The following is a 21,646-nucleotide window of genomic DNA, read 5'->3' as shown; positions in this document are numbered from 1 at the left end:
CTTTCATCTAGTAATATTATATCATTACTCGAAAATCATTGTACCCTCTACTTCTCTCCATCGCTTCGCATGCTTACGAATAATCGTTACAAACTCATGCAAAGCTGGAGAAAACCATTTATTTTTATGATACGCAAGTTGTGTCGCAAACTTTGTTTCATTTGCAATAACAGCGTGTAATCTCTTATCTTTCCACTCTTGCTGGACCGTAATAATTGGTAATAAAGAAATCCCTAATCCGCACATTACACATTGTTTTATGGCCTCAATACTCCAAAATTCGAATGTACTTTCATGTTGAATTCCTTGTCTTTGTAAATAATGTTCAAAAAACGCTCGGTAACTGCAATCACGTTCCGTATACAAAAAGGTTTCCTCTTGAGAAAATTGGACAACTTGTGAATCTGTTTGTCTCACAATATAGTCTTTAGGAAAAACAAACGCCATTTGCTCCATGACAAGTGGTTCGATATGTAAGTCCTCTTCATGACGCTCTGTGTCTAAGAGAAAAGCAATATCTATATTCCCGCTCTTTAAATCATTTCGTAATTCCCAACAAGTTGAAGCTTTTAATGTGATCTTTACTTTTGGATACTTCTTTTTATATTCGTGAAGAATAGAGGGCAATCGGTAAATTGTTAATGATTCTGGAGCACCAATTACAATTTTTCCAGTAATCTCATTATCCATGCTTGGGATTTGTTTTACTTTCTCGGACAAAGCAATCATTTCATTGGCATAAGGCAGTAAATGCTTCCCTACATCTGTTAACACCATTTTTTTCCCTAACCGATTGAATAAAGGCTGTCCCATTTCTTGTTCAATTGCTTGAATATGTCCTGTTACAGTAGATTGCGCATACCCTAAATAGTCTGCTGCCCGTGTGTATCCTCCTAACTCAACAATTGTTTTAAATGTTTTTAAATGCCGAATCTCCATTTCAATATCCCCATTCTAACATCATAATTTCCGATAATTAACTTCATATATATCTATTTTACTGATAAATAAACCCGATTTACAATAAAAGAAACAAATTTTTTTAATTTTTCAAAAGGAGATGTATGTACATATGAGAAAGAAAAAATTAGGGCCATTACTTCTCAGCGGCTTAATTATTGGTCCCATTTTAGGATCGGGAATCATTTTACTTCCCCCACTTATTTACAAAACAACTGGAGATTATGCCATTATTGCTTGGCTATTTATTATGGGAGTTGGATTTCTTTTTGCTTCATTGTTTGGTAAGTTAAGCATTCGCTTCCCCAGTGAATCTGGAATTGCACATGCAGTCGATCAAGCTTTTGGACCTTCTATAAAACAATTAACTTCTATTCTCTTTATCATAGCAGGTTGTCTAGGACCAACAGCTGTTCTGATGACAGCTAGTCAATATATAGCAGCTTTATTTTCAAACTTTAAATTTCCGTTAGAGGGAATTGGTTTTCTTTTAATGAGCGTTTGTATATTCATTTTATTATTAGATATATCATCTATTGGAAAAATATCATTTGTATTTTCAACAGCTGCAACCGTTCTTTTATTAAGTGGAGGAATCAGTTCTATTCCTCATCTTCGATCAGAACATCTATTTCAAACATCTTTTTCTTTTGGTAATTTTGGATATAGTATTTTACTGCTCTTTTGGGCTTTAGTAGGTTGGGAGATTATTGGGAATTACAGTATGGAGGTCAAAAATCGAAAGAAAACGATTCCGCAAGCAATTGCGATAAGCACATTTACTGTAACGGTTGTTTGTCTTGTCGTAGCAGGCGCTACACAATGGATTGAAATTCCAAGTTCAAATCAAGAAAATTTACGAATAACAGTCATATTAGCTACTTTATTTGGTGAGTTTGCTATTCCTCTTATTGCCTTTATTACTACTGTTCTTTGCATGAGTACATATTTATTGGTTGTTGGCGGTGTCTCACGTCTTATCGCTTCTGAGGCGAAATATATAAAGAAATTATCTAAACTTTCCTATCGTACGAAATCGAATGTACCAATCTTTTCTTTACTGTTATTAGTAAGTATACATACTGCCGTATTTATCTGCCTATATAACCATCTCATTACAGTTGAACAAATCGTAGCCATTGCAAATGCTTTCTTTATCTGTAATACCATATGCGGAATCTTTGCAGCATATAAATTATTACCAGGTTTATTTAACAAAATTCTCTCTTTAAGTTTAATTGTCTGTTTCTTTATCATTCTCTCTTTCTCTTCCATCTGGATTTTAATGAGTATCGGAATACTAGTTGCTTTCTATGGATTACAGTACTTCAAAAACAGACCAAAACCTTATGAAAAGGAAATTTCAATAAGATAATGAAAAGAAAAGATTCTCATTTGAACTATTTCTCACACAAATCACACATTCATTTCCATAATATAACCGCATCAAATTAAAGGAGGTTTATTTATGAAACGCAACAATAATCTAATTGCCTTTCGCTCTTCGGATAAACAACTCAAAGTCTCTAATAATGATGCCTGGAAATATGAATATATTTATAAATATCGACCTTTATTTTCCTACAAAAAGCTTTTTAACATCTTTTTTAATGAGAAAAAACATGAATAGCATTCATACAACATTTCTCAATGCGCGACCCATGGACTTCATTCATCCTAATTGTTAATATTTAATAAATCTATTGGATTAAAGTCCCTTCTTACGACCTGCCTTTTATTTGCAGGCCTTTTTTATTCCCCCATGACCCTATAAATGTAACAAAAGCATGAAATTGTGACACGTATAAAGTAACTATTGATGACAGCTAAAATTTTTTCTCAATACACAAACCCCATTCTGTTTGTTACTATAAAGATACTCCAGATGGGTTATTACTCATCAACATTATCTAGCCAAAGAGACCTGCCCGCGGGAAGTAGGTCTCTTTGACTTTGTTTGAAAGATTTCTTATAGCCTCCGCACTAGGCCTCTCTTCATTTGGACGCATTTACCAGCACTATTTCCAAGAAATTCATGTTATGCTTACTTTGTCGAGCCCGACATTCTCGGCAATATACCCTTACGAAGCCCTGTAACTTCCCTTGCAGGGCTTCATTTCTTTTATATCCCCCTTATTAACATCTTCAATTTACTTTCCTACAATTGACTTAAAAAATCCCCTTTAAGATCCATATAAATTCCCACATCTCTTTATAAAGTGAAACTGATTATTAGCCCTCACCAATCGAGCTTTTACGGACAGTTAATCTCCCGCCTAACTTCTTTAGAAAAGCGGAAGCACCTCGATCGGAATCACAGGTGTAGCTTTAAAATAAAGTTTGATCAAATTAATGAGAATGACGCTGATAAAAGACAAATAGAAAGAGCATGTTTAAAAAAAGATTAATCAAAACATGCTCTTATTTCATCTAATTGCTCAAATGTTTTATGAACATCTAGCACTAACAAAATCAGAGGCTGTATCTATTTTAAATAAAGATTATCAATCCAGTTTTAAATTGTATGACAAAATAGAGAAAGGAGCTTTAGAAATGGCTGACGCTATTACAGCAGCGATCGTAAAACAATTCCCTCAAGTTTTTCAATAACAGAAGATACCGATTCATTTTTGAATCGATATCTATTAAACTTTTTCTCCCTATCAACTCGTAAATTCCTTTACATAATTATTACCAACCACCTTATCTCTTTACATTTAACATGTATAGAGATATTTTATTAATATCCTTATTTATATTTATAGGAGGAAAAATATTGATTAACGCAGTAGGTATCGCTTTTATTCTTTCTAATAAGCCTGAAAAGAAGAGAAAAGTTTATCTTAATGATAGATTTGCACTAATAGACATTTTTGAATCTAAAGATGTGTATGATTCTGAAGGCATCCCACTAGTAGAGCTAACATGTAAATACAGTATTTATTTGGATGAAAAATACTATTGTAAATCTCTCGAAGACTACACTGGACAAGTATTTCCTTTCCTTAGTTCAAAAATAGGAAAAGGTCTTGTTAGAAATTTAAATTATTATTTTTCATATGTTGATGTGTATAATAAAAAACCACCAGTTAAAGAAATAAGAAGCCTTATGGAGGAAGTAATCAATTACAATTGAACTACCCCCACCTACCGTTACACGCTTGAGGTAGGGGTCTTCTCGCTAAATATGATAAAGGGGATTTCTACATCCCTTTTTTCTATGAATGATTAATCTTCATCTCGATATGTTAATACAGATAAAAATTCTTTTAGTGAATCACTATGTAAAAGTGGCTCCCACTCACCCATGCCATGTTCAGCTGTATACACTGGAAAATCAATATCTTTTACATCAACAAAAAATGGATCTCCCATTAATTCCTCATATCCAATAACAAACCAGCTTTCTTTCCAATCCCCTTTTTCGTTTCCAATAAGAGATTCATTTTCTAACCCTCCTACACGATAACCTAATTGTCCTTCTTCAAAATCAGCTCTAGAAAATAGATAAACAGGCAACATTTCTTCTGTAATATCTAAAATTTCTACCTCTTGATTTTCTAACCGATCGAGCATACATAGCAACTTATCAATTTCATTCTTGTAGGACATTTTAACATCTCCCCATCCAACTTCTCAGCTTATAAGCCTGTATTTCTAACGATACACAACACTTTTTTATACAGTATCAATCGATTTCTTTAACTTTTACTAAATCTCGTTATGATTTTCAACCGCACATTTCAACCTCTGCAACATATATCCAATCCCTTTACATCCCTCTAGCGGGTAAGAAATAATCTCTTCTGGATATAATTTTGTTACTACTTTTTTATGTTTCTTTCCTGCAAGCAGGACAATTTCATCAAAATTTAGCAGCTCTTTATCAATCATCTGTTTTTTTAATTGTTCTATACAAATAATTTCATCGCTTTTTGAATCAAAAGCAAGATCATAGTTTTTTTCTATTATATCAGTTGGCAATAAAAATCCATGTTTAGCTGATAAAATAACCCAGTGTGTAAAAAATTGAGAAGCATATGCTTGGCATGCTTTTCCGAATGGACTAATGTATACACCCTTCGCTTCTGTTGGTCCCTTATCAGGGTACTTATCCCAAATCTTCTTTTTCCCACATGGAATTATGCATAGTCTTGTCATTATTACGTTCTTTCCCCTCTTCTCTTTCAATCCCATAAAATCTACTTCATAATAAAATCATAGCATTTTTCATTCACGGATAAAAATAGTAGGTTTTTCTTTTCTTCCTGACCAAGGTTTATTTTTTCTAAATGAAATAGGAAAAGAATAGACCTTGATATCCGAAATTTTATCCTTCCTAAAAACAAAAAAGAACAAGCAGACTGTATATCTGCTTGTTCTTTTACATCCGAAGTACTCTTATAGAGCTTGGAACGTTTCTGTTAATACAGGAACGATTTGTTTTTTACGAGACACAACACCTTTTAAAGTTGCTGTATTGTTTTCTAACGTTACGTTGTATGCTTTCTCAACAACATTCACTGCTTTACCGATTGCAAGACCAACTGAATCGTTCGTTAAGATATCAGTTACAACGAATAAGAATAGGTCTAACCCTTTTTCTTCTACTACTGCAGAAATTACCTTTTCTAATTCCGCTTGGTGTACAAGAACGTCGTTTGTATCAACAGCGTTTACTTGTGCAATTTCAACTTTTGCATCGCCCATTTGGAATTCTTTTGCGTCAAGTGAAATTAATTGCTCCATTGTTTTACCGCTTAAATCTGCACCAGCCTTTAACATTTCTAAGCCATAGCTTTCTGCGTCAACACCAGCGATTTCTGCTAATTCACGAGCTGCCGCTACGTCCTGTTCTGTGCAAGTTGGAGATTTGAATAGTAAAGAATCTGAGATAATTGCAGATAACATTAAACCTGCAACCTCTTTACGAATTGCAACGCCATTTTCTTTGTACATTTTGTTTAAGATTGTAGCTGTACAACCAACTGGCTCACAACGATAGTATAAAGGATCGCTTGTCTCAAAGTTTGCAATACGGTGATGATCGATAACTTCTAACACACGAACAGATTCGATATCGTTAGCACTTTGTTGACGTTCATTATGGTCAACTAAAATAACGTTGTCCACTTCGTTTGCTACTGTCTCAACAAAACGCGTTCCTTCTACTTTAAAATGATCTAACGCAAATTGAGTTTCACCGCTGATTTCACCTAAACGTACAGGCTCAGCATTCATTCCTAATTCTTTTTTTAGCTCTGCATAAGCAATTGCAGAACAAATTGCATCTGTGTCTGGGTTTTTATGCCCGAAAACTAGTACTTTTTCCATGATTTCCACCTCTTCATGAAAAGGATATCTTAAAGAAGCAAATATGACAATATTTTAAACACATTTTTTATAAATAAAATCAAGTTTTTATCATATTCACAAAAAACATCCCTCTTCTCCTATATTAAAAGGAAAAAAATTTGGAAAAACGAATAAAATCATGAAAAGGAGGTTTATTATTATGCCTATTATAAAGCTTGAAAATGGTGTGGAATTATATTACGAAGAACAAGGAAAAGGTACACCTATTCTTTTTCTCCACGGTGTTTGGATGAGCAGCCGTTTTTTTCATAAACAAATTCCTTTTTTCAGTGAAAAATATCGTGCGATCTCGATTGATCTACGAAGTCATGGGCGCTCTCCTCATATTGAAACTGGACATACGATTGCAAACTATGCCCATGATGTACACGCTTTTATAGAAAGCTTATCATTAAAAGATGTCATCTTAGTAGGTTGGTCGATGGGAGCATTTGTTGTATGGGAATATATAAAGCAATTTGGAGAACAAAATATTAAAGGTTCTGTTATTATAGATGAATTAGCGTCTGATTTTAAATGGCCTGATTTCCCTATTGGTGCCTTTGATTTCGCAACACTCATTCACTTCATGAGAGAAGTTCAAACAAATCAAGCGGAGTTTCTAAAGGGGTTTATCCCTCTCATGTTTAAAAATCCCCTTTCTACAAAAGATGCAACTTGGATGCTTGAAGAAGTAACAAAAGTTCCAGCTTCTATTGCGAGTGCTATTTTGTTTGATCAATCTGTTGTTGATTACCGTGAAGAATTAAAGTCAATTACCAAACCAACTTTACTTTGCTTTGGTAGAGAAGAAAAATTAATTCCAGTAGCTGCGGGCGAACATCTGCATGAACATATCCATAATTCTAAGCTTGTTATTTTCGAAAACAGCTGTCATTGTCCATTTCTAGAAGAAACTGATCATTTTAACAATGTGCTTCATTCTTTCTTCCAATTACTTTTATAATAATATATTTTAAAACAGAAGGGATTTTCAGAATCAAAACTTTACACTTTGATCAATCGTAACTTTTTCCTTAGCACTATTTCTTTCTAGTTCTTTACATTTTTCTTCCCAAAATTCAATGCCTTCACATCCTGCTTTTTTCTGACTTTCATAATCCTTCAACATTTTTTAAGCAGATTTTGTTAAAAGTAAAATTGCAAGAAAGTTAAGTTAAGCCATACTTCCTATCCTTCAATCACCAAGATTCCATCAAAAAAGCAAAGGCATTCACCTTTGCTTTCTTTTCTTTCCTTATAGATGCTCTAACTAATTATTTGTAGCCTTTCCCATTGGATCTTTAGATAAAAACAGTATAATACCAAATAAAGCTTTTCCCTATCTATAATTGCACCATACCTAAAAGTTCATAAGCATAAGAAATGAATTCGATCCTCTCCGCTTTCAAGTTCCAGGTTTATTTCATTTTAAAATATACATACTAAAAAAGAGCTGGCGAGATTACTCTCAACAGCCCTCTTTATTACTCATCCGAGTTATTTAAATTCGCTAATGCGAAAATACCTTCATTATCATCTAATTCAAGTTGTAATCTTGCTGCAAATGGATTGATATTATATTCCCTATCAAGCCATAAGCGAAGTGCTTCAATTAAGTTTGCTTGAATTAAAATTTGCTGGCGACCATTTACTTCTACTTCAGCAGAAAAACCATAGTCATCATCATACATCAATTCAACTAAAACTGCTTCTGGACCAACTTGACGCTTTTCTGCAATATATACACATAGTGCATTTATAAGCTCTTGTTCAGAGATTTTTATCGTTTCCATACTGCTTCTTCCGCCTGTTTCTTACGTTGATTTTTGAAATATTTAAATGCTCGAATCGCTAACATGACGATACCAGCCATTACTAACATATTTACCATGAACGCTAACACAGAACCAAGTGCTCCCATGTTTGCAAATAAGCTTCCCATTAATAAACCACCAAGACCACCTAGTAATAAACCTTTCATAAAGCTTCCTTTATTACTCTTTGGTGCTGTGTTTGATGCTTTTGTTTTTGAATCAGGGTTTGTTTTCTGTGCATTCACATTAGAATCTTTTTTATTTAAATCCACTTTCGAATTCTGTCCTGAACTTGGTGTAAATGATTTTTTACCTGATTTGTAACTCTTCGCTGCTGCATGATCTACGAAAACAAAACTGCTAGCTCCAAAAACAACCATAAATGCAGTCATTACTGTAACGAGTTTTTTCAACATAGTATATCCAGTCTCCTTTTACTATAGATATATGTGAAATCTATCTTTCTCTAAAATAAGAATGATAGATTTATTTTAAAGTTAAATAGAAAGTTCTTATGAACCTATTATATGAACTTTTATTGAAATAAGCAAGCGTTATTTACTTAACTTTATTAATAATTTAAAAAAACTTAAGTTAACAGGAAAAATAAAGAAAAACAGAATTGACTTTACAAGCAACTAAACATAATATAAGTTCATAAGAACTTTTATAATTTTGGAGGTGAAAAGATGGAAACATTTCATCTCACACGAAACGAAATGGCGACGCTCCTTCTTTCTCTTAGAGGATGGAATACAAAAAGGCCTCTCGTTATTTTGCAAGAAGCTTGGGCAAAGTCACATAAAAAAGATATTGAGTGTGGTCAAAGTGTTACAGCTTTTATTACAACCGCTCTTTCACCTATTTTTGAAAAACTAATTAAAATTGAAGATACAGATATTGGTTTTTCATTAAATGAGATTGTTGCGCTTGGTAATCAAATTGAAAACACCAGTTTTTCGGTAACAGCTATGCAAAACTGGGTAAAACGAGATATAAAAGAAATGATCGGTTCACCACAAAAAGGAAAAAAATATTCAATTGAACAAGCAGCATTATTATTTATTGTAGAAGATTTGAAAACTGCACTAGACTTTGAATCTATACGTAAGTTATTAAGACTTATTGTAAATGATCCAGCCGATCGAAGTGATGATTTAATTAATCCTGTTCATCTATACGTTGCTTACTCCTCTTTATTTGAAGAGTTGAATCAAGGTGGTTGTTTACAATTAAACGCGACTGATACCGTTCGTACAATTGAAAATATTGTAAAAGAAAAAGCGGATAAAATCGCAAGTAAATTTGACCAAATCAACAATGAACAACGGGAAGCCATTCGTAATGCGATTATTATCGCAACGCTCTCTGTACATACCGCATATGTACAAATGTTGGCAAAACGCTATGTATCGGCAACATTATTTCTACAAAATTTAGATGTGAAACCATAAAAAAGAGGAGCGAAATTCGCTTCTCTTTTTTTCTTTCTTATTATAAATAGTACATATACTCTCTTTTTGGCAAAGCGACCATTTCTTTAATGTATTTGGATAGCTCTAAAATATCCATGAAATGCGAATTTTTATTTATATAAATACCACCTATGTATGAACTATACCCTTTCTTTTCCTTCATAACTTCCGATATATATCGAACTTCTTTTTTATAACATGCAAAGTCACCTTCTAATCCCGATTCCCAATCTAAACTTCGTGATTTTGAAAGATATAATTGAGCTAACTCTGCTAATTGCTCATGTTCCGATACTGCAAAATACTTCATTTCATTTAAAATAACCTCATCAACTAAATGGACAAAATCTTTTACTTCTAATTCTTTTTCTCTTTTTTGAAAAAAGTTTTGTAATAGTGGGCTATAAAATGAAATGTTATCTTCTTTTATCTTCTGAAAAATAAGTTGAAATAATAAATCTTTTCCCACTACAAATGGATGACCAAATCCATTATGATAAAGAGCGCTTTTCACCTTTACTAGATGCTCTATATACGGTACTCCAGATTCTTCAATGACAAGCTTTTGATTCACCATACGCATAGTAGAAATGAGTTTCTCAATTGGAATTCTTTCTACTTGAAGTGATGAATAATATAAATCACGATTCCAAAAATCAAGCTGATCCATACCCAATGAACAAAACAAGAGTTCATCGATAATTGGAAAACTATTTTCTTCTGACAAGGCTTGGATTACATCTTCTAATAAATTAGGTGTCCGTTCTAAGATAGTACGTACATCTCTATCTTCTTGAATAATCTGTATCGTCCAATCACCATGATCTTGACCAGATATTCGTTGGAAGCAATGTGAATATGGACCATGCCCAATATCATGAAGAAGAGCTACTATAGAAACAACTTTCTGCTCATATTCTGTCAAATCAATGTCACTGATTGTAGTAAGATGCGTTATAACTTTATTTACAAGTACATATACCCCTATAGAATGTTCTATCCTTGTATGTGTTGCATTCGGATGTAAATAATATGTATGTCCTTGCTGTTTAATATGAGCCAATCTTTGAAATGCTTTTGTCTTTATTAATTCAATGATATCTCTATCTTGAATCGAAACCCTTCCATAAATTGAATCTGTAATCTGCACAGTTTCCCCCTCCTCAAATAATAAAATTCCTATTATATTATATCGAATTTTCTGTTTATTAAAAACTTCATTCTCCTTTAAGTATGAGAAATTTTTAATATACTTTTTATTGTCTCTTCATGAAATTCCAATTTGTATACCTTACTATAAAGATTAGAAACAAGATCGTACAACACTATCTTTCACAAATACGTAAAAACCTTAAAATAGCTATACGGTAAACGTTTGCTGTATAATTTATATATGAGAAATCAATTATATATTATTTCCCTAAACAGTAAGTGGCATTTCACCTCTTACAATTTTTAAAAATTTATGGACTAGAAGGTGCAACATGTTAGGTAGTTTTATTCATTCCGTATTATCATTTTTAGAAGGCCTTGGTTATTGGGGCGTTATGCTTGGACTTATGATTGAGATTATCCCAAGCGAAATCGTTCTCGCCTATGCAGGTTATTTAGTATTCTCAGGAAACATCTCATTTGTAGGAGCCGTTGTATTTGGTACGATTGGTGGTGTTATCGCCCAAATCTTTATTTATTGGATCGGGCGTTACGGGGGAAGACCTGTACTAGAGCGCTATGGTAAATACATTTTCATCCATAAAAAACAAATTGATGCCGCAGAAGCATGGTTTAACCGTTATGGAACCGGTGTTATTTTCACAGCACGATTCATTCCAGTCGTTCGCCATGCCATTTCGATCCCTGCCGGAATTACTAAAATGTCACCTATACGCTTTATTACACTTACAGCTCTTGCAATTATCCCATGGTCTATCATCTTTATCTATTTAGGCGAAAAGCTAGGAGAAAATTGGGGTAATATTAACGAAGTAGCTGGACCATATGTGACATCGTTCGCTATTGGTGGAGTCATATTAATTGTTTTATATTTCACTTTAAAAATATGGTTTAAAAAACGAAGAAAACTTGGTTAAATGAATCACTTAAGATAACGACTTAAAAACACCATCAACTGAATTGATGGTGTTTTTTAAGTCGCTATACTTTTATAATTGAATCTGGTTACTTTTTAAAAAATCAATGATTTCTTTTTTATGCTTCAAATCATGTTGAACAAGAATCAAAAAATAATCATTTAACTTCATACTTTCTTTTCCGAATTGATAATCATTATTAAAATTTTGACCAGGAATCTCTTTTATAAGACTGACTAAACGCTCTCTTGTAAGAGTGAATTGATTAATTATCCCATCTTTTGAAATACCAGATCTTGCATATTGAATAGCACTATTATTCATTTTCTCAACATCATTTGAAACATTCGGTAGGCTTTCTAAATGTATGAAATAAGATACCCTATGTTGAATTAAAAACTCGTCCCAAATTATAAAATGCGAAATAACATCTGCAATTCCCCAGGAACCATTTCGAAATGCTTTAAACCATATATCATCAGGTAAACTCTTTAATCCCTTGCACCATTCTATTAAACTTAACTTTTCCTTCAAAATAGATTCTTTACTCATGAGCCTCTCCTTGTTCTTTAATTTTCATTACCATATGTCATTCACATCGACTTATTCTAGACGGTATAAGAAAATCCTCCTGCATTAAGTAAACGCAAACGGATAAGCAACCATTCCTTTCCTAAGTTCGTATATTATCGTAAAAGGAGGAATTTACACATGCATTGGCAACAAAAAGTTCAATATTTAATCGGTAAGCCTGTCGGAGTTTCTTTAGTAAACGGTCAAGGAACATCTGGAGTCTTATGTGGTGTACACGATGGACATATTTATTTGTATGAATACTTATATCAAGCGCAATTTGCAATGAAACATTATGATTTTAGACAAATTCAAGATATACATCCTTTTCCAAATTGTCCACAACAAAACCCTTTATATTAAAAACAGGAGCAGCTTCAAAAAGCTGTTCCTGTTTTTATGTTTGTCCTACATACTAATCAATTTTTATTGAAATACATTCTTAAATTCATAATATAATAATTGACGTCCATCATAATCTACATCGTGCGTGTATGTAAATCCAATCTTTTCTAAAACATTCTTCGATTTCTCATTTGTACTTTTAATTCTTGCGATTAATTTTTGAACCTTCAAATCATGAAATGCATATTGAATCGATGCATGAGTAGCCTCTGTAGCAAACCCGTTCCCCCAAAACTTCGGATCAAGAAGGTACATAATCTCCACATCTCTTGTTTCATCGATATATCTTAAACCACAATGCCCCATTAGTTCTCCCGTTGTTTTATGAAATAGGAACCACACACCAAAACCATTTTCAGTCCAATGTTTTATGATTTTTCCAACATACTGCTTGGCTTCTTCCCTTAACATCCCTCTAGATACTGCAAGCCATCTACCAACTTCATCGTTTTTCACAATTTGATGGAATGCATCAATATCTTCTAAAGTAGGTCTTCTCATTAAAAGTCTTTCTGTACGAATTGATTTGTCATTGACCTGGATTGACATATTCTCTTCCCCTTCATAATAAGTTTACTTCGTTAAATTATATCATGAATTTTCTTTCATTTTATATTGCAAATCCTAAAACAACGATATACATCTATAGAAAAAAACAGACTATCGTTCAACCGAAGTCTGTTTTTTTCTATACTTCATTTTTATTTTTTCACATCTGCCCATTTCAAGCTAGTTGCTGGCCCAAATTGATGTACATATAAATCTTTTACATATGACTTTTGTAAATAAGATAATCCTCGCTGGAACACCGGTGCAATTACCGCTTCATCAAGTAGCATTTTTTCTGCATCTTGCATCGCTTTCCAACGTGCCTTTTCGTCATTTCCTAATTCCATTTTTATCTTTTTAATTAATGAATCATATTCTGGATTGGCATAGCCTGTATTATTGACGCCACTTTCTGAAATAAATACTTCTAAGTACGTCATTGGATCTGGATAATCCGGTAACCAACGTGATAATGACATTTCATATTCTTTCTTTTTCTCTAATGCTAGTTTCTGAGAGTGTGGTTGTAACTTCACTTTCACGGTTAATCCTGGTAAGTTTTTCTCCAATTCTTCTTTAATAAATTCTCCTACTTTTTTAAAGTTATCTAAATCATAGTTTAGCATTTCTAACGTAACTTCATTCATTCCTGTTTCTTGCTTCGCCTTTTCCCAATATTCCTTTGCCTGTTTTACACTCGTTTTATTAAACTCTGTCGTTGTTTCCCTGAAATCTTTTTTATCCGGCCCTTTCAAGAAGCCATTTGGAACGTAGTAGTTGGCAGGTACTGATCCATCGTTTAAAAATGAAGTCGCAAGTCCCTTTTTATCAAAAGCCATACTAAGTGCAAGACGGGCATTTTTATTTTTCAGAATTGGTACATTTTCATTAAAACGGAAGAAATACATAACAGGATCAGTATATTGCTTTAACTCTTTATCATTTTTATATTTATCAACAAATTCTGTCGAAATAACTGCACGATCTACTTTATCTGTTTGATATAAATTTACTACCGTCGAAATTTCTTTAACAATTTGGTAATTTACTTCATCTAATTTCACTTCTTTTTTATCCCAATATTGATTGTTTTTCTTCATTGTGAAACTTGCTTCATGCTTCCATTCTGACAATGTAAATGGCCCGTTATATAGAGTTGTATTCGCTTCCAAACCATATTTATCTCCTTGTTTTTTTGCGTACTTTTCGTTAATTGGATAAAAGGATGGTAAACAAAGTAATTTTGTAAAATACGGGACAGCATGTTCTAACTCTACAGTAAACGTTTTATCATCTTGAGCTTTTATCCCTAATTCATCCAGCCCCATTTGCTTCTTGTTTATCTTTTCTGCATTTTTCACGTCATACATGATATATGCATATTCAGAGCCAGTTTCGGGATTAACAAGCTGTTTCCAAGCATATACAAAATCATGTGCTGTTACAGAATCACCATTAGACCATTTCGCATCACGTAAATGAAATGTATATGTTTTTCCATCTTTACTAACCTCATACTTTTGCGCAATACCAGAAATGACCTCATCGTTTTTTGAAAGTCTAAACAATCCTTCCATTACATTATTTAATACGTTAAATGCAACAGCGTCCGTTACTTTTAAGGAATTTAATGATGGAATTTCTCCTGTCTCAGTTAACTGCAATATTTTCTTCTCTTCTTTTGGTTTTGTAGTCGTTTTTTCTTTTCCACAACCAGCTAAAAATGAAGAAAGTAGTAACGTACTAACTAATGAAAAACGAACAACTTTGTTCATTCGAAAACCCCCTTGTATTATTGTTCTATTACTCTCTTATTAAGGTAAATAACGACGTGCTCCTGCATATTCTTCAATGTAACCCGGGGTGTTTACAGGAATAATTTCAACTGTTTTTGCTGCATTTGGAGAATGAATCATTTTTCCATCTCCAATATACATGCCCACGTGATGAACACTCCCTTTTCCTTGATTGTACGCAAAGAATATTAAATCACCTTTTTGCAAGTTTTCTCTTTCAACAGTAATCCCCGCTTTTGATTGTGGACCTGAATCCCGCGGAATTGTGATACCATGTGATTTGTAAATCGTATGTGTGAAGCCCGAACAATCAAATCCAAAACCACTTGTTCCAGCCCATATATACGGTAACCCTAAAAATAATTTCCCAGTATTCACTAAATCATCACCTGTTGGAATAGGAATGTCATTTTGTGATTTATATACTTTTCCGTCATTTTTCCGTAACCATGCTTTTTGTCCGTTTGGTAATAATACTCGATACGACATATTATCTTCACTTATTAGTGGTAAACGTGTGTTATAACTAACCTCTAAAGATTTATATTTATCAGATGGATTAATGTATAAAATAGCTGTCGACTTTGTAATTAGAACGAATGGTTGCTCCTTTTTTTCTGCAAATTCTTGATTATAGGTTAGCTGTTTTACTGGAACCCATCCTGGATAACCAGCCTCATTTCTTGGCGTTGGCTGACCATGAACAACTACTTTTGCCCACTCACCTTGCCGATCAATGATTGTTACTTCCTGCCCCAATAAAGCTTGTGTTTCTAATTTATTTGTACTTGTTAACCAAAGCTTTTCATCAAGCGTCATTGATTTCGTCCATTTCCATAAATCAACAGGATTCGTTGCACTTGGCTCATCAATAGGACGAAGCAAATTGGGCCCAGTCCATAATGTTGCAGCCGCTACATCTACATATGCTTGATTACCTTTTACATCTTCAGCATTCGCTACAGAAAAAGTTGAAAATACTAACAAGCAACTAAAAAACATAGTAATGACTTTCCTCATAAACACATCCCCCTTTTATTAATATTTCTCCCTGTTCAAAAAAATTGTGACTTCAAAGAAAACCCTTCTGCTGGAATTTTATTTTATATTCACTGCATGATGCAGGTTTACCTTTGGTCCGTTATATGTGATTCCGCTCGGCTCTTCCATTAACCATAAAGGAGCATCAAGATCAAAGTAATGAATATTTGGATGAGCGGCTGCTACATGTGCAATTGCTGTTACGGAAAGCGATGATTCCATCATGCTACCAACCATACATTTTACACCGGCAGCGCCGGCGATATCAGCAATCTTCCACGCTTCCCGTATCCCGCCGCATTTCATCAATTTAATATTTAATAGATCAGCATACTGTCCTTGAACAAGCTTTAAAGCGTCCTGCGCTGAGAAAACACTTTCATCAGCCATAATTGGTGTTTGTACATGATCTTTTACATATTTCATTCCTTCCCAATCTTTCGCATGAACGGGTTGCTCTACAAATTCTATATTTAATTTTCTATTTTCCATTTCCCGAATAATCGCGACAGCTTCTTTTGGACTCCAACCTTGATTCGCATCTAAGCGCAAAGTAACATCCTTCGGTACACTATTTCTGATTGCTTCAATACGCTCTAAATCCAGATCGGCTGATTTACCAACTTTAATTTTCAATATGTGAAATCCTTTTTCCACATGATTTTTTGCTTCTTTGACCATTAATAAAGGCTCATCAACACTTACTGTAATGTCTGTTCGAATCTCTTTCTTTCCACCAAGTAACGCATATAATGGCATATTATGAAGTTGACAATATACATCATATAACGCCATATCTACCGCTGCCTTCGCACTCGTATTTCCTACACAGCTCATTTGAATTTGTAACAGTAATGTTTGAAAGTGCTGCAATTCTTTCCCGATTAATACAGAGCGAATCGGTCCTAAAATAGCCTCTTCCATTCCACTCGCAAAGTCCCCAGTAATAACCGGAGTCGCGGCTCCAGCTCCTTTTCCTACAATACCTTCATCTGTGTGAATAAAAACATCAATACTTTCAATTTCAGTTACAGTGCGCAATGCTGTTTTAAACGGTGTATGAAGCTTGATATAGCGCCGTTTTAACGTTAGATCCATGATTTTCATTTTCATTCATCCTTTCTGTCCAATAAAAAAATCCAGCCATAAGAAAGACTCTTATGGCTGGATTTTGTCTATGAATGTGTAGACAAAGCAGCGATTTGATTATATTTTTTTTGTGCATCTTTTAATGCTACAAGTAATGCTTTTTGAGAAGATCCGAAATACCGATTTCTAATCTCTTCTACTAATTGTGGGTCATTCATATTTCTATGTAGAAATAAATGTTTTACAAATTGGCTCGTTAATGCAATGGTTGCTGAACAATCCGCATCCACAATTTTCCCTGTATCTTTTTCTACAACAAACGCAACAAAGTAGCTTTTAAACTTTTCTGTAATAGGATTATTTTGAGGTGCTTTAGCGTCCCCTACGATATAAATCGTATTAGAAGCATACACATATATCTTCCTTTCCTATACGAGGATAACGGTTTTCTTAACAGGCGCATGGGCTGACGGCTCATCGTTAATTAAGAAATGTATCCGTTTACTGTATATTATATACAATTGACAGAATTTTAACAATATTTATTTTAGTAAATATTGTACAATTAAACTTCCAATCTCTGAAAATATATAATTCGTATGATGCACACATTCAACATTTGAACTTAAAACAGCTACATATACTATTCGGTTATTTATGTTCAGTCTTGCAGCATCATGTGTAACAGTTTGCAGTTCTCCCGTTTTGTTCGCTGTTAAAAGCCCTTTAACCCTCTCTAACTTCCCACATAATTTATAGGTAAATTGTTGATTTTGAAGTGGTTTATAAAACTGTTCTTCGTTTTCATAGTACTTTAGTAAAGATACAATATCTTCAGCTGTTGTGACATTATCCTTTCCCGGTTCCTTAGGTGCTTGCATCATATATCGTTGTAGTTTCGTCCCATTTAACCGTAGTGAATCAATATGTCTTTGAATATGATTCATTTTCAACTTATTTATAAGCCAATTCGTCGCAGTGTTATCAGAAACTGTAATCATCAATGTAATAAGATCTTGTATCGTTATACTTGGTGTACGTAATGAAGCAACTATACCGCTTCCTCCAGTTTTTTCAAGAGATGCAATAGAAATTAATTCATATGGATGTAAAATACCCTCCTTCATCGTTTCTATAGCACATGAAAGAATAGGTAACTTAATAAGGCTAGCTGACGGATGAATCAATTGTTCATTGTACCGATACATAATTTCCCCTTGTACCATGACACTTACATCTCCATTTATACTTTTAATTTGTTTCTCTAATTCATATATAAAGTCTGTTTTTTTCATATCCCCTCTCCTTTTTGAAAATTATAACAACAAAAACTGTTCGCGGTTATCGATATATCCATATCTTTTTATAAAGGGAATGAATCAGTGACATTATGCTTTCTTCTCCCAACTCATTCAAAGCGTGTGTTAAAAAAACAGTTAGCTCTTTGCTAACTGTTTTTAACACACGCTATCTACTCAGGTAATACAAATATAGTTTCATTCGGCTTAGAGAATTGATACTCTTTTCTCGCAAACTTTAAAATCTCTTCTTCATTATCAGTCAAATTTGCAACCTCACTCTTTAAATAACGGGAATCTTTTTTTATAGAAATTAATTGCTTTTGTTGATTTTTAATCGTAGCTCGCTTTTCTACAATTATTTCTTCTTGCTTAGTAAGAATATATTGAACATAAAAAGTTGCTGAAAAAATAAAAATAAAAGCTAAAATAAACCGACGCAATTTTCTCTTATTCATAACTCGGTATTCATTATACTGTGTTTGTTGTTGTAGTGTATTAGGAACATTTACTTTCTTGAGTTTCCTCATTTTTTAAATCCCCCTAACTCATTTTATTTCACTACCACAGGCATACTTTCTTACTAACCTAAATTCTCTTCACGTAAAATAAGCTCCTCCATAAAAAAATCTCATAAATTAACCAATTAGAGATACCTTTCGACGACATCTCTATATTTCAGATGAAAATTTTATATTTTGTGCTATATATTAGTGTTTTATGTTTTTAAGCTAGGCAAAAAGATCTCATAAACACATTTGCTTTTTCAGTGAATAATTTATTAGTAATTCCTTTTATTAAGGAGGTAAACAAATGAAATACCGCGACTTAGGAAAAACCGGTTTAACTGTTTCTGAAATTGGATTTGGAGCATGGGCAATCGGCGGTGATGAATGGGGACCTGTCAATGATGAACATTCTATTGCTGCTATGAAAACGGCAATAGAGCATGGAGTAAATTTTATCGATACTGCTGATGTGTATGGATTAGGACATAGTGAAAAATTAGTGGCACAAGTAATAAAAAAACATCGAAATGACATTGTCCTTTCCACAAAAGGAGGTTTAATTGGTCATCACTATGATCCTGATAGAGAACCTGTCTATGATACAGCAGAAAAAATAATTGCAGTATTCGAAACTAGCTTACTTCGCCTGCAAACAGATTACATTGATGTTTATTTTTGTCATATTTGGTGGGATAAAAAAGAAGAAACAGAAGCATTTCTTCGCGCATTTGAAATTTTAAAGCGTGATGGCAAAGTAAGAGCTGTTGGTGTTTCAACCCATGATTTACAATATATAAAAAATTTTAATCAATACGGTGAAATTGATGTTGTACAACTTGACTACAGCATACTTAACCGAGCACCTGAAAATGATATTTTACCTTACTTACAAGAGAAAAATTTAGGAGCTGTCATTCGTGGACCATTAAAAATGGGGATATTAACTGGAAAGTTTACTAACCAAACAACATTTCCTGATGGTGATTTACGACAAGATTGGCCAAAAGAAACATGGTTTCAAGATGATTTACAAAAAGTTGAACAATTGAGATCTCTTTCAAATCCTAACCGAACTTTAGGACAGGTGGCTCTTCGTTATGTACTATCACACCCTGCAGTATCTGTTGCTATTCCAGGAGCAAAAACCGCTCATCAAGCCACCGAAAATGCAGCTGCTTCTGTACGACCACTTCTATTAGAAGAAGAGTTAGCATATATACTAGAGCTTTAAACAAAAAAATCAGTAGCAATTCATTGTTACTGATCTTTTTTATCCTATTACATCCATAAGATTTTCATATTCAGCTAATTGCGCAGCTCAATATCATATTCCATTCTTTTTGCTGTTGCTTCTGCAATTTCTACCCCTAATAAATTTTTTACTATATGAAATGACATATTAATTCCGGCCGAAATTCCTCCAGAAGTAATAATGTGTCCTTCATCAACAAACTTTACATTCTCTAATACTTCTACAGTTGGAAATTCATTTCTAAATCTTTCAATACTCGCCCAATGTGTAGTCGCCTTCCTTGAATCAAGTAAACCTGCTTTCGCAAGAAGTAGTGCCCCTGTACATACAGAAGCCATTAACTTTACCTCTTTCATTTGCTGCCTGATCCAACTTATAATAATCTCATTTTTCATTTCATATTCCCTAACGCCTAATCCACCCGGAATGATTAAAATATCAACTGGGGGTAAATTTTTAATACTAAAATCTGGTTGTACTTTCAAGCCATTTCTCGCTGTTATTATTTGGCCCTCTTGGCTGACGGTATGAACAGTGAACGGATGAACTCCATTTGCTTCTGTTGTAACAGAAAAGACTTCAAATGGTCCCGTAAAATCCAATACTTCTACTTCATCAAATAAAAAAATTCCCACATGCCAGTGGTTTATCATATAATCTCTTCCCTTTTTATATGTATTTTTTAAATTTTCTTTATACAAGATGTAGAAGATGCTGATATCCCTTTTCTAATGCGATATCATATGCTGTTTTACCATCATTTTTCTTAATACTTTTATCTGCTCCATTTTCAATAAGTAATGCTACTATTTTTTCATCGCCTAATAAAGCCGCTTCGTGAAGTCCTGTCCAACCGCCACTTTGTACAGCGTTAACATCTGCCCCCTGCTCAATTAAAAATGTAGCCATTTCGATTTTCTTGTTTGCAATCGCTGCTTGCAAAGATGTATTTTCATTTTGATTCTTCGCTTTCACATGTAAATTAGTGCCCTTTTTCAAGAGAAAACTCGCAATTTCCTTATGACCAAAATAAGCTGCTAAATGCAGTGGTGTCCAGCCATCTTCACTATAAACATGCACCAGATTTTGATCTTCATTTATTAATTCCACTACCTTCTCTAGTTCTCCATTCATTACAGCATTTGTAATTGCTATAATTGGATTCATCGTTATCTTCCCCTTACATAGATTCATTTTATTTCCTAACTATGAAATAATTCTATTGAACATGGAGAATTCCTTTTTACCACAGAGTAGTTTACATAATAATATTATAAATGTTAATTTAATTTTCAAGTTATCGTATTAAAAAATATTTTTACAATAAAAAAACGGCCCATTTTTAGAATGAACCGTCCAGGATTCAATTAAATTATTTTTACATAAAATAATTTAACGTTTTTATATAAAAAATACAAAAATATCCGTGTTTTAGTG

Annotated in this window: 25 protein-coding genes and 2 pseudogenes; 9 read left to right on the top strand and 18 right to left on the bottom strand. The window is 33.4% G+C overall.

Features of this window, described 5'->3' with window-relative positions; genetic code table 11:
• Window positions 1-24 precede the first annotated feature (24 nt).
• The gene (locus tag CN288_RS20585) at window positions 25-939 is read right to left on the bottom strand and encodes a LysR family transcriptional regulator (protein ID WP_090689706.1); all 915 of its coding nucleotides are present in this window, start codon (window positions 937-939) and stop codon (window positions 25-27) included.
• A 133-nt stretch (window positions 940-1,072) separates the two neighbouring features.
• On the opposite strand from CN288_RS20585, the gene CN288_RS20580 reads away from it, so the two are divergent.
• The 4 genes and pseudogenes from CN288_RS20580 (at window position 1,073) to CN288_RS20570 (ending at window position 4,096) form a co-directional block, all read left to right on the top strand.
• Window positions 1,073-2,335 carry an APC family permease gene (locus CN288_RS20580; RefSeq protein WP_026591012.1) on the top strand — a complete coding sequence of 421 codons (1,263 nt, stop codon included), beginning with the start codon at window positions 1,073-1,075 and terminating at the stop codon, window positions 2,333-2,335.
• Between the two features lie 93 nt (window positions 2,336-2,428).
• Window positions 2,429-2,590, top strand: coding sequence for a hypothetical protein (locus tag CN288_RS28945; protein ID WP_176527711.1), 162 nt, complete (start codon window positions 2,429-2,431; stop codon window positions 2,588-2,590).
• A gap of 809 nt (window positions 2,591-3,399) precedes the next feature.
• Window positions 3,400-3,570, top strand: a pseudogene (locus CN288_RS20575) (acetylglutamate kinase); the annotation flags it as partial.
• Window positions 3,571-3,736: 166 nt separating this feature from the next.
• Window positions 3,737-4,096 (top strand): hypothetical protein, encoded by a 360-nt coding sequence (locus CN288_RS20570; protein WP_026591014.1) that lies wholly within the window; start codon window positions 3,737-3,739, stop codon window positions 4,094-4,096.
• A gap of 92 nt (window positions 4,097-4,188) precedes the next feature.
• Here CN288_RS20570 and CN288_RS20565 read toward each other — a convergent pair whose 3' ends face one another.
• The 3 genes from CN288_RS20565 to ppaC form a co-directional block, all read right to left on the bottom strand.
• Window positions 4,189-4,572, bottom strand: coding sequence for a hypothetical protein (locus CN288_RS20565; protein ID WP_026591015.1), 384 nt, complete (start codon window positions 4,570-4,572; stop codon window positions 4,189-4,191).
• A 99-nt stretch (window positions 4,573-4,671) separates the two neighbouring features.
• A complete protein-coding gene (locus tag CN288_RS20560) occupies window positions 4,672-5,121 on the bottom strand; it encodes a DUF6884 domain-containing protein (protein WP_026591016.1) in 450 nt (149 codons plus the stop codon).
• Window positions 5,122-5,361: 240 nt separating this feature from the next.
• A complete protein-coding gene (gene ppaC / locus CN288_RS20555; RefSeq protein ID WP_098303014.1) occupies window positions 5,362-6,294 on the bottom strand; it encodes a manganese-dependent inorganic pyrophosphatase in 933 nt (310 codons plus the stop codon).
• A 181-nt stretch (window positions 6,295-6,475) separates the two neighbouring features.
• Between ppaC and CN288_RS20550 the strand changes: the two genes are divergently transcribed.
• On the top strand, window positions 6,476-7,282 hold the full coding sequence (locus CN288_RS20550; RefSeq protein WP_098303013.1) for an alpha/beta fold hydrolase: 807 nt from the start codon (window positions 6,476-6,478) through the stop codon (window positions 7,280-7,282).
• 33 nt (window positions 7,283-7,315) lie between these two features.
• Here the strand turns inward: CN288_RS20550 and CN288_RS29755 are convergent.
• From CN288_RS29755 to CN288_RS20535, 3 genes and pseudogenes are all read right to left on the bottom strand, one after another.
• Window positions 7,316-7,531: pseudogene (locus tag CN288_RS29755) on the bottom strand (alanine:cation symporter family protein); the annotation flags it as partial.
• A gap of 271 nt (window positions 7,532-7,802) precedes the next feature.
• Window positions 7,803-8,111 (bottom strand): YxcD family protein, encoded by a 309-nt coding sequence (locus CN288_RS20540; RefSeq protein WP_026591019.1) that lies wholly within the window; start codon window positions 8,109-8,111, stop codon window positions 7,803-7,805.
• The gene (locus tag CN288_RS20535; protein WP_026591020.1) at window positions 8,099-8,548 is read right to left on the bottom strand and encodes a hypothetical protein; all 450 of its coding nucleotides are present in this window, start codon (window positions 8,546-8,548) and stop codon (window positions 8,099-8,101) included. The genes CN288_RS20540 and CN288_RS20535 overlap by 13 nt, the downstream gene beginning before the upstream one ends.
• Window positions 8,549-8,821: 273 nt before the next feature.
• On the opposite strand from CN288_RS20535, the gene CN288_RS20530 reads away from it, so the two are divergent.
• On the top strand, window positions 8,822-9,586 hold the full coding sequence (locus CN288_RS20530) for a DUF1836 domain-containing protein (RefSeq protein WP_026591021.1): 765 nt from the start codon (window positions 8,822-8,824) through the stop codon (window positions 9,584-9,586).
• Window positions 9,587-9,626: 40 nt separating this feature from the next.
• Here the strand turns inward: CN288_RS20530 and CN288_RS20525 are convergent, their stop codons facing one another.
• Window positions 9,627-10,757 carry an HD domain-containing protein gene (locus CN288_RS20525; RefSeq protein ID WP_098303012.1) on the bottom strand — a complete coding sequence of 377 codons (1,131 nt, stop codon included), beginning with the start codon at window positions 10,755-10,757 and terminating at the stop codon, window positions 9,627-9,629.
• A 334-nt stretch (window positions 10,758-11,091) separates the two neighbouring features.
• Between CN288_RS20525 and CN288_RS20520 the strand changes: the two genes are divergently transcribed.
• Entirely contained in the window at window positions 11,092-11,697 is a 606-nt protein-coding gene (locus CN288_RS20520) for a DedA family protein (protein WP_026591023.1), read from the top strand.
• A gap of 72 nt (window positions 11,698-11,769) precedes the next feature.
• On the opposite strand, the gene CN288_RS20515 is transcribed toward CN288_RS20520, so the two are convergent.
• Entirely contained in the window at window positions 11,770-12,249 is a 480-nt protein-coding gene (locus CN288_RS20515; RefSeq protein ID WP_026591024.1) for a DinB family protein, read from the bottom strand.
• 159 nt (window positions 12,250-12,408) lie between these two features.
• Between CN288_RS20515 and CN288_RS20510 the strand changes: the two genes are divergently transcribed.
• A complete protein-coding gene (locus tag CN288_RS20510; protein WP_026591025.1) occupies window positions 12,409-12,633 on the top strand; it encodes a hypothetical protein in 225 nt (74 codons plus the stop codon).
• Window positions 12,634-12,696: 63 nt separating this feature from the next.
• On the opposite strand, the gene CN288_RS20505 is transcribed toward CN288_RS20510, so the two are convergent.
• The 7 genes from CN288_RS20505 to CN288_RS20475 form a co-directional block, all read right to left on the bottom strand.
• On the bottom strand, window positions 12,697-13,224 hold the full coding sequence (locus tag CN288_RS20505) for a GNAT family N-acetyltransferase (RefSeq protein WP_026591026.1): 528 nt from the start codon (window positions 13,222-13,224) through the stop codon (window positions 12,697-12,699).
• Between the two features lie 152 nt (window positions 13,225-13,376).
• On the bottom strand, window positions 13,377-14,999 hold the full coding sequence (locus CN288_RS20500) for a peptide ABC transporter substrate-binding protein (protein WP_098303011.1): 1,623 nt from the start codon (window positions 14,997-14,999) through the stop codon (window positions 13,377-13,379).
• 39 nt (window positions 15,000-15,038) lie between these two features.
• Window positions 15,039-16,040 (bottom strand): C40 family peptidase, encoded by a 1,002-nt coding sequence (locus CN288_RS20495; protein WP_098303010.1) that lies wholly within the window; start codon window positions 16,038-16,040, stop codon window positions 15,039-15,041.
• A 78-nt stretch (window positions 16,041-16,118) separates the two neighbouring features.
• Window positions 16,119-17,168: a dipeptide epimerase gene (locus tag CN288_RS20490; protein WP_098303009.1), complete on the bottom strand. Its 1,050-nt coding sequence runs from the start codon at window positions 17,166-17,168 to the stop codon at window positions 16,119-16,121.
• A gap of 68 nt (window positions 17,169-17,236) precedes the next feature.
• Window positions 17,237-17,563 carry a DUF3870 domain-containing protein gene (locus CN288_RS20485; protein WP_026591030.1) on the bottom strand — a complete coding sequence of 109 codons (327 nt, stop codon included), beginning with the start codon at window positions 17,561-17,563 and terminating at the stop codon, window positions 17,237-17,239.
• Between the two features lie 129 nt (window positions 17,564-17,692).
• Complete coding sequence (locus CN288_RS20480) at window positions 17,693-18,445, bottom strand: serine hydrolase (protein ID WP_026591031.1); 753 nt, start codon at window positions 18,443-18,445, stop codon at window positions 17,693-17,695.
• A 176-nt stretch (window positions 18,446-18,621) separates the two neighbouring features.
• Complete coding sequence (locus tag CN288_RS20475; protein WP_026591032.1) at window positions 18,622-18,978, bottom strand: FtsB family cell division protein; 357 nt, start codon at window positions 18,976-18,978, stop codon at window positions 18,622-18,624.
• 283 nt (window positions 18,979-19,261) lie between these two features.
• Here CN288_RS20475 and CN288_RS20470 point away from each other — a divergent pair, with 283 nt between their 5' ends.
• On the top strand, window positions 19,262-20,188 hold the full coding sequence (locus tag CN288_RS20470; RefSeq protein WP_026591033.1) for an aldo/keto reductase: 927 nt from the start codon (window positions 19,262-19,264) through the stop codon (window positions 20,186-20,188).
• Between the two features lie 74 nt (window positions 20,189-20,262).
• Here the strand turns inward: CN288_RS20470 and CN288_RS20465 are convergent, their stop codons facing one another.
• A complete protein-coding gene (locus tag CN288_RS20465) occupies window positions 20,263-20,862 on the bottom strand; it encodes a DJ-1/PfpI family protein (protein WP_090690030.1) in 600 nt (199 codons plus the stop codon).
• Window positions 20,863-20,902: 40 nt separating this feature from the next.
• Window positions 20,903-21,376, bottom strand: a complete 474-nt coding sequence (locus CN288_RS20460; protein ID WP_026591035.1) for an ankyrin repeat domain-containing protein — start codon at window positions 21,374-21,376, stop codon at window positions 20,903-20,905.
• Window positions 21,377-21,646 lie beyond the last annotated feature (270 nt).

It is taken from the genome of Bacillus sp. AFS023182, from assembly GCF_002560575.1.
Taxonomy (GTDB): domain Bacteria; phylum Bacillota; class Bacilli; order Bacillales; family Bacillaceae_G; genus Bacillus_A; species Bacillus_A arachidis.
The sequence above is the reverse complement of the archived record's forward strand: the minus strand, read 5'-3'. Positions and strand labels throughout refer to the sequence as shown.

Excerpts from the sequence above, each read along its gene's own strand:
- CN288_RS20585 (WP_090689706.1), bottom strand. The coding sequence starts at position 939 with ATGGAGATTCGGCATTTAAAAACATTTAAAACAATTGTTGAGTTAGGA.
- CN288_RS20580 (WP_026591012.1), top strand. The coding sequence starts at position 1,073 with ATGAGAAAGAAAAAATTAGGGCCATTACTTCTCAGCGGCTTAATTATT.
- CN288_RS28945 (WP_176527711.1), top strand. The coding sequence starts at position 2,429 with ATGAAACGCAACAATAATCTAATTGCCTTTCGCTCTTCGGATAAACAA.
- CN288_RS20565 (WP_026591015.1), bottom strand. The coding sequence starts at position 4,572 with ATGTCCTACAAGAATGAAATTGATAAGTTGCTATGTATGCTCGATCGG.
- CN288_RS20560 (WP_026591016.1), bottom strand. The coding sequence starts at position 5,121 with ATGACAAGACTATGCATAATTCCATGTGGGAAAAAGAAGATTTGGGAT.
- ppaC (WP_098303014.1), bottom strand. The coding sequence starts at position 6,294 with ATGGAAAAAGTACTAGTTTTCGGGCATAAAAACCCAGACACAGATGCA.
- CN288_RS20550 (WP_098303013.1), top strand. The coding sequence starts at position 6,476 with ATGCCTATTATAAAGCTTGAAAATGGTGTGGAATTATATTACGAAGAA.
- CN288_RS20540 (WP_026591019.1), bottom strand. The coding sequence starts at position 8,111 with ATGGAAACGATAAAAATCTCTGAACAAGAGCTTATAAATGCACTATGT.
- CN288_RS20535 (WP_026591020.1), bottom strand. The coding sequence starts at position 8,548 with ATGTTGAAAAAACTCGTTACAGTAATGACTGCATTTATGGTTGTTTTT.
- CN288_RS20530 (WP_026591021.1), top strand. The coding sequence starts at position 8,822 with ATGGAAACATTTCATCTCACACGAAACGAAATGGCGACGCTCCTTCTT.
- CN288_RS20520 (WP_026591023.1), top strand. The coding sequence starts at position 11,092 with ATGTTAGGTAGTTTTATTCATTCCGTATTATCATTTTTAGAAGGCCTT.
- CN288_RS20515 (WP_026591024.1), bottom strand. The coding sequence starts at position 12,249 with ATGAGTAAAGAATCTATTTTGAAGGAAAAGTTAAGTTTAATAGAATGG.
- CN288_RS20510 (WP_026591025.1), top strand. The coding sequence starts at position 12,409 with ATGCATTGGCAACAAAAAGTTCAATATTTAATCGGTAAGCCTGTCGGA.
- CN288_RS20505 (WP_026591026.1), bottom strand. The coding sequence starts at position 13,224 with ATGTCAATCCAGGTCAATGACAAATCAATTCGTACAGAAAGACTTTTA.
- CN288_RS20500 (WP_098303011.1), bottom strand. The coding sequence starts at position 14,999 with ATGAACAAAGTTGTTCGTTTTTCATTAGTTAGTACGTTACTACTTTCT.
- CN288_RS20495 (WP_098303010.1), bottom strand. The coding sequence starts at position 16,040 with ATGAGGAAAGTCATTACTATGTTTTTTAGTTGCTTGTTAGTATTTTCA.
- CN288_RS20490 (WP_098303009.1), bottom strand. The coding sequence starts at position 17,168 with ATGAAAATCATGGATCTAACGTTAAAACGGCGCTATATCAAGCTTCAT.
- CN288_RS20480 (WP_026591031.1), bottom strand. The coding sequence starts at position 18,445 with ATGAAAAAAACAGACTTTATATATGAATTAGAGAAACAAATTAAAAGT.
- CN288_RS20475 (WP_026591032.1), bottom strand. The coding sequence starts at position 18,978 with ATGAGGAAACTCAAGAAAGTAAATGTTCCTAATACACTACAACAACAA.
- CN288_RS20470 (WP_026591033.1), top strand. The coding sequence starts at position 19,262 with ATGAAATACCGCGACTTAGGAAAAACCGGTTTAACTGTTTCTGAAATT.
- CN288_RS20465 (WP_090690030.1), bottom strand. The coding sequence starts at position 20,862 with ATGATAAACCACTGGCATGTGGGAATTTTTTTATTTGATGAAGTAGAA.
- CN288_RS20460 (WP_026591035.1), bottom strand. The coding sequence starts at position 21,376 with ATGAATCCAATTATAGCAATTACAAATGCTGTAATGAATGGAGAACTA.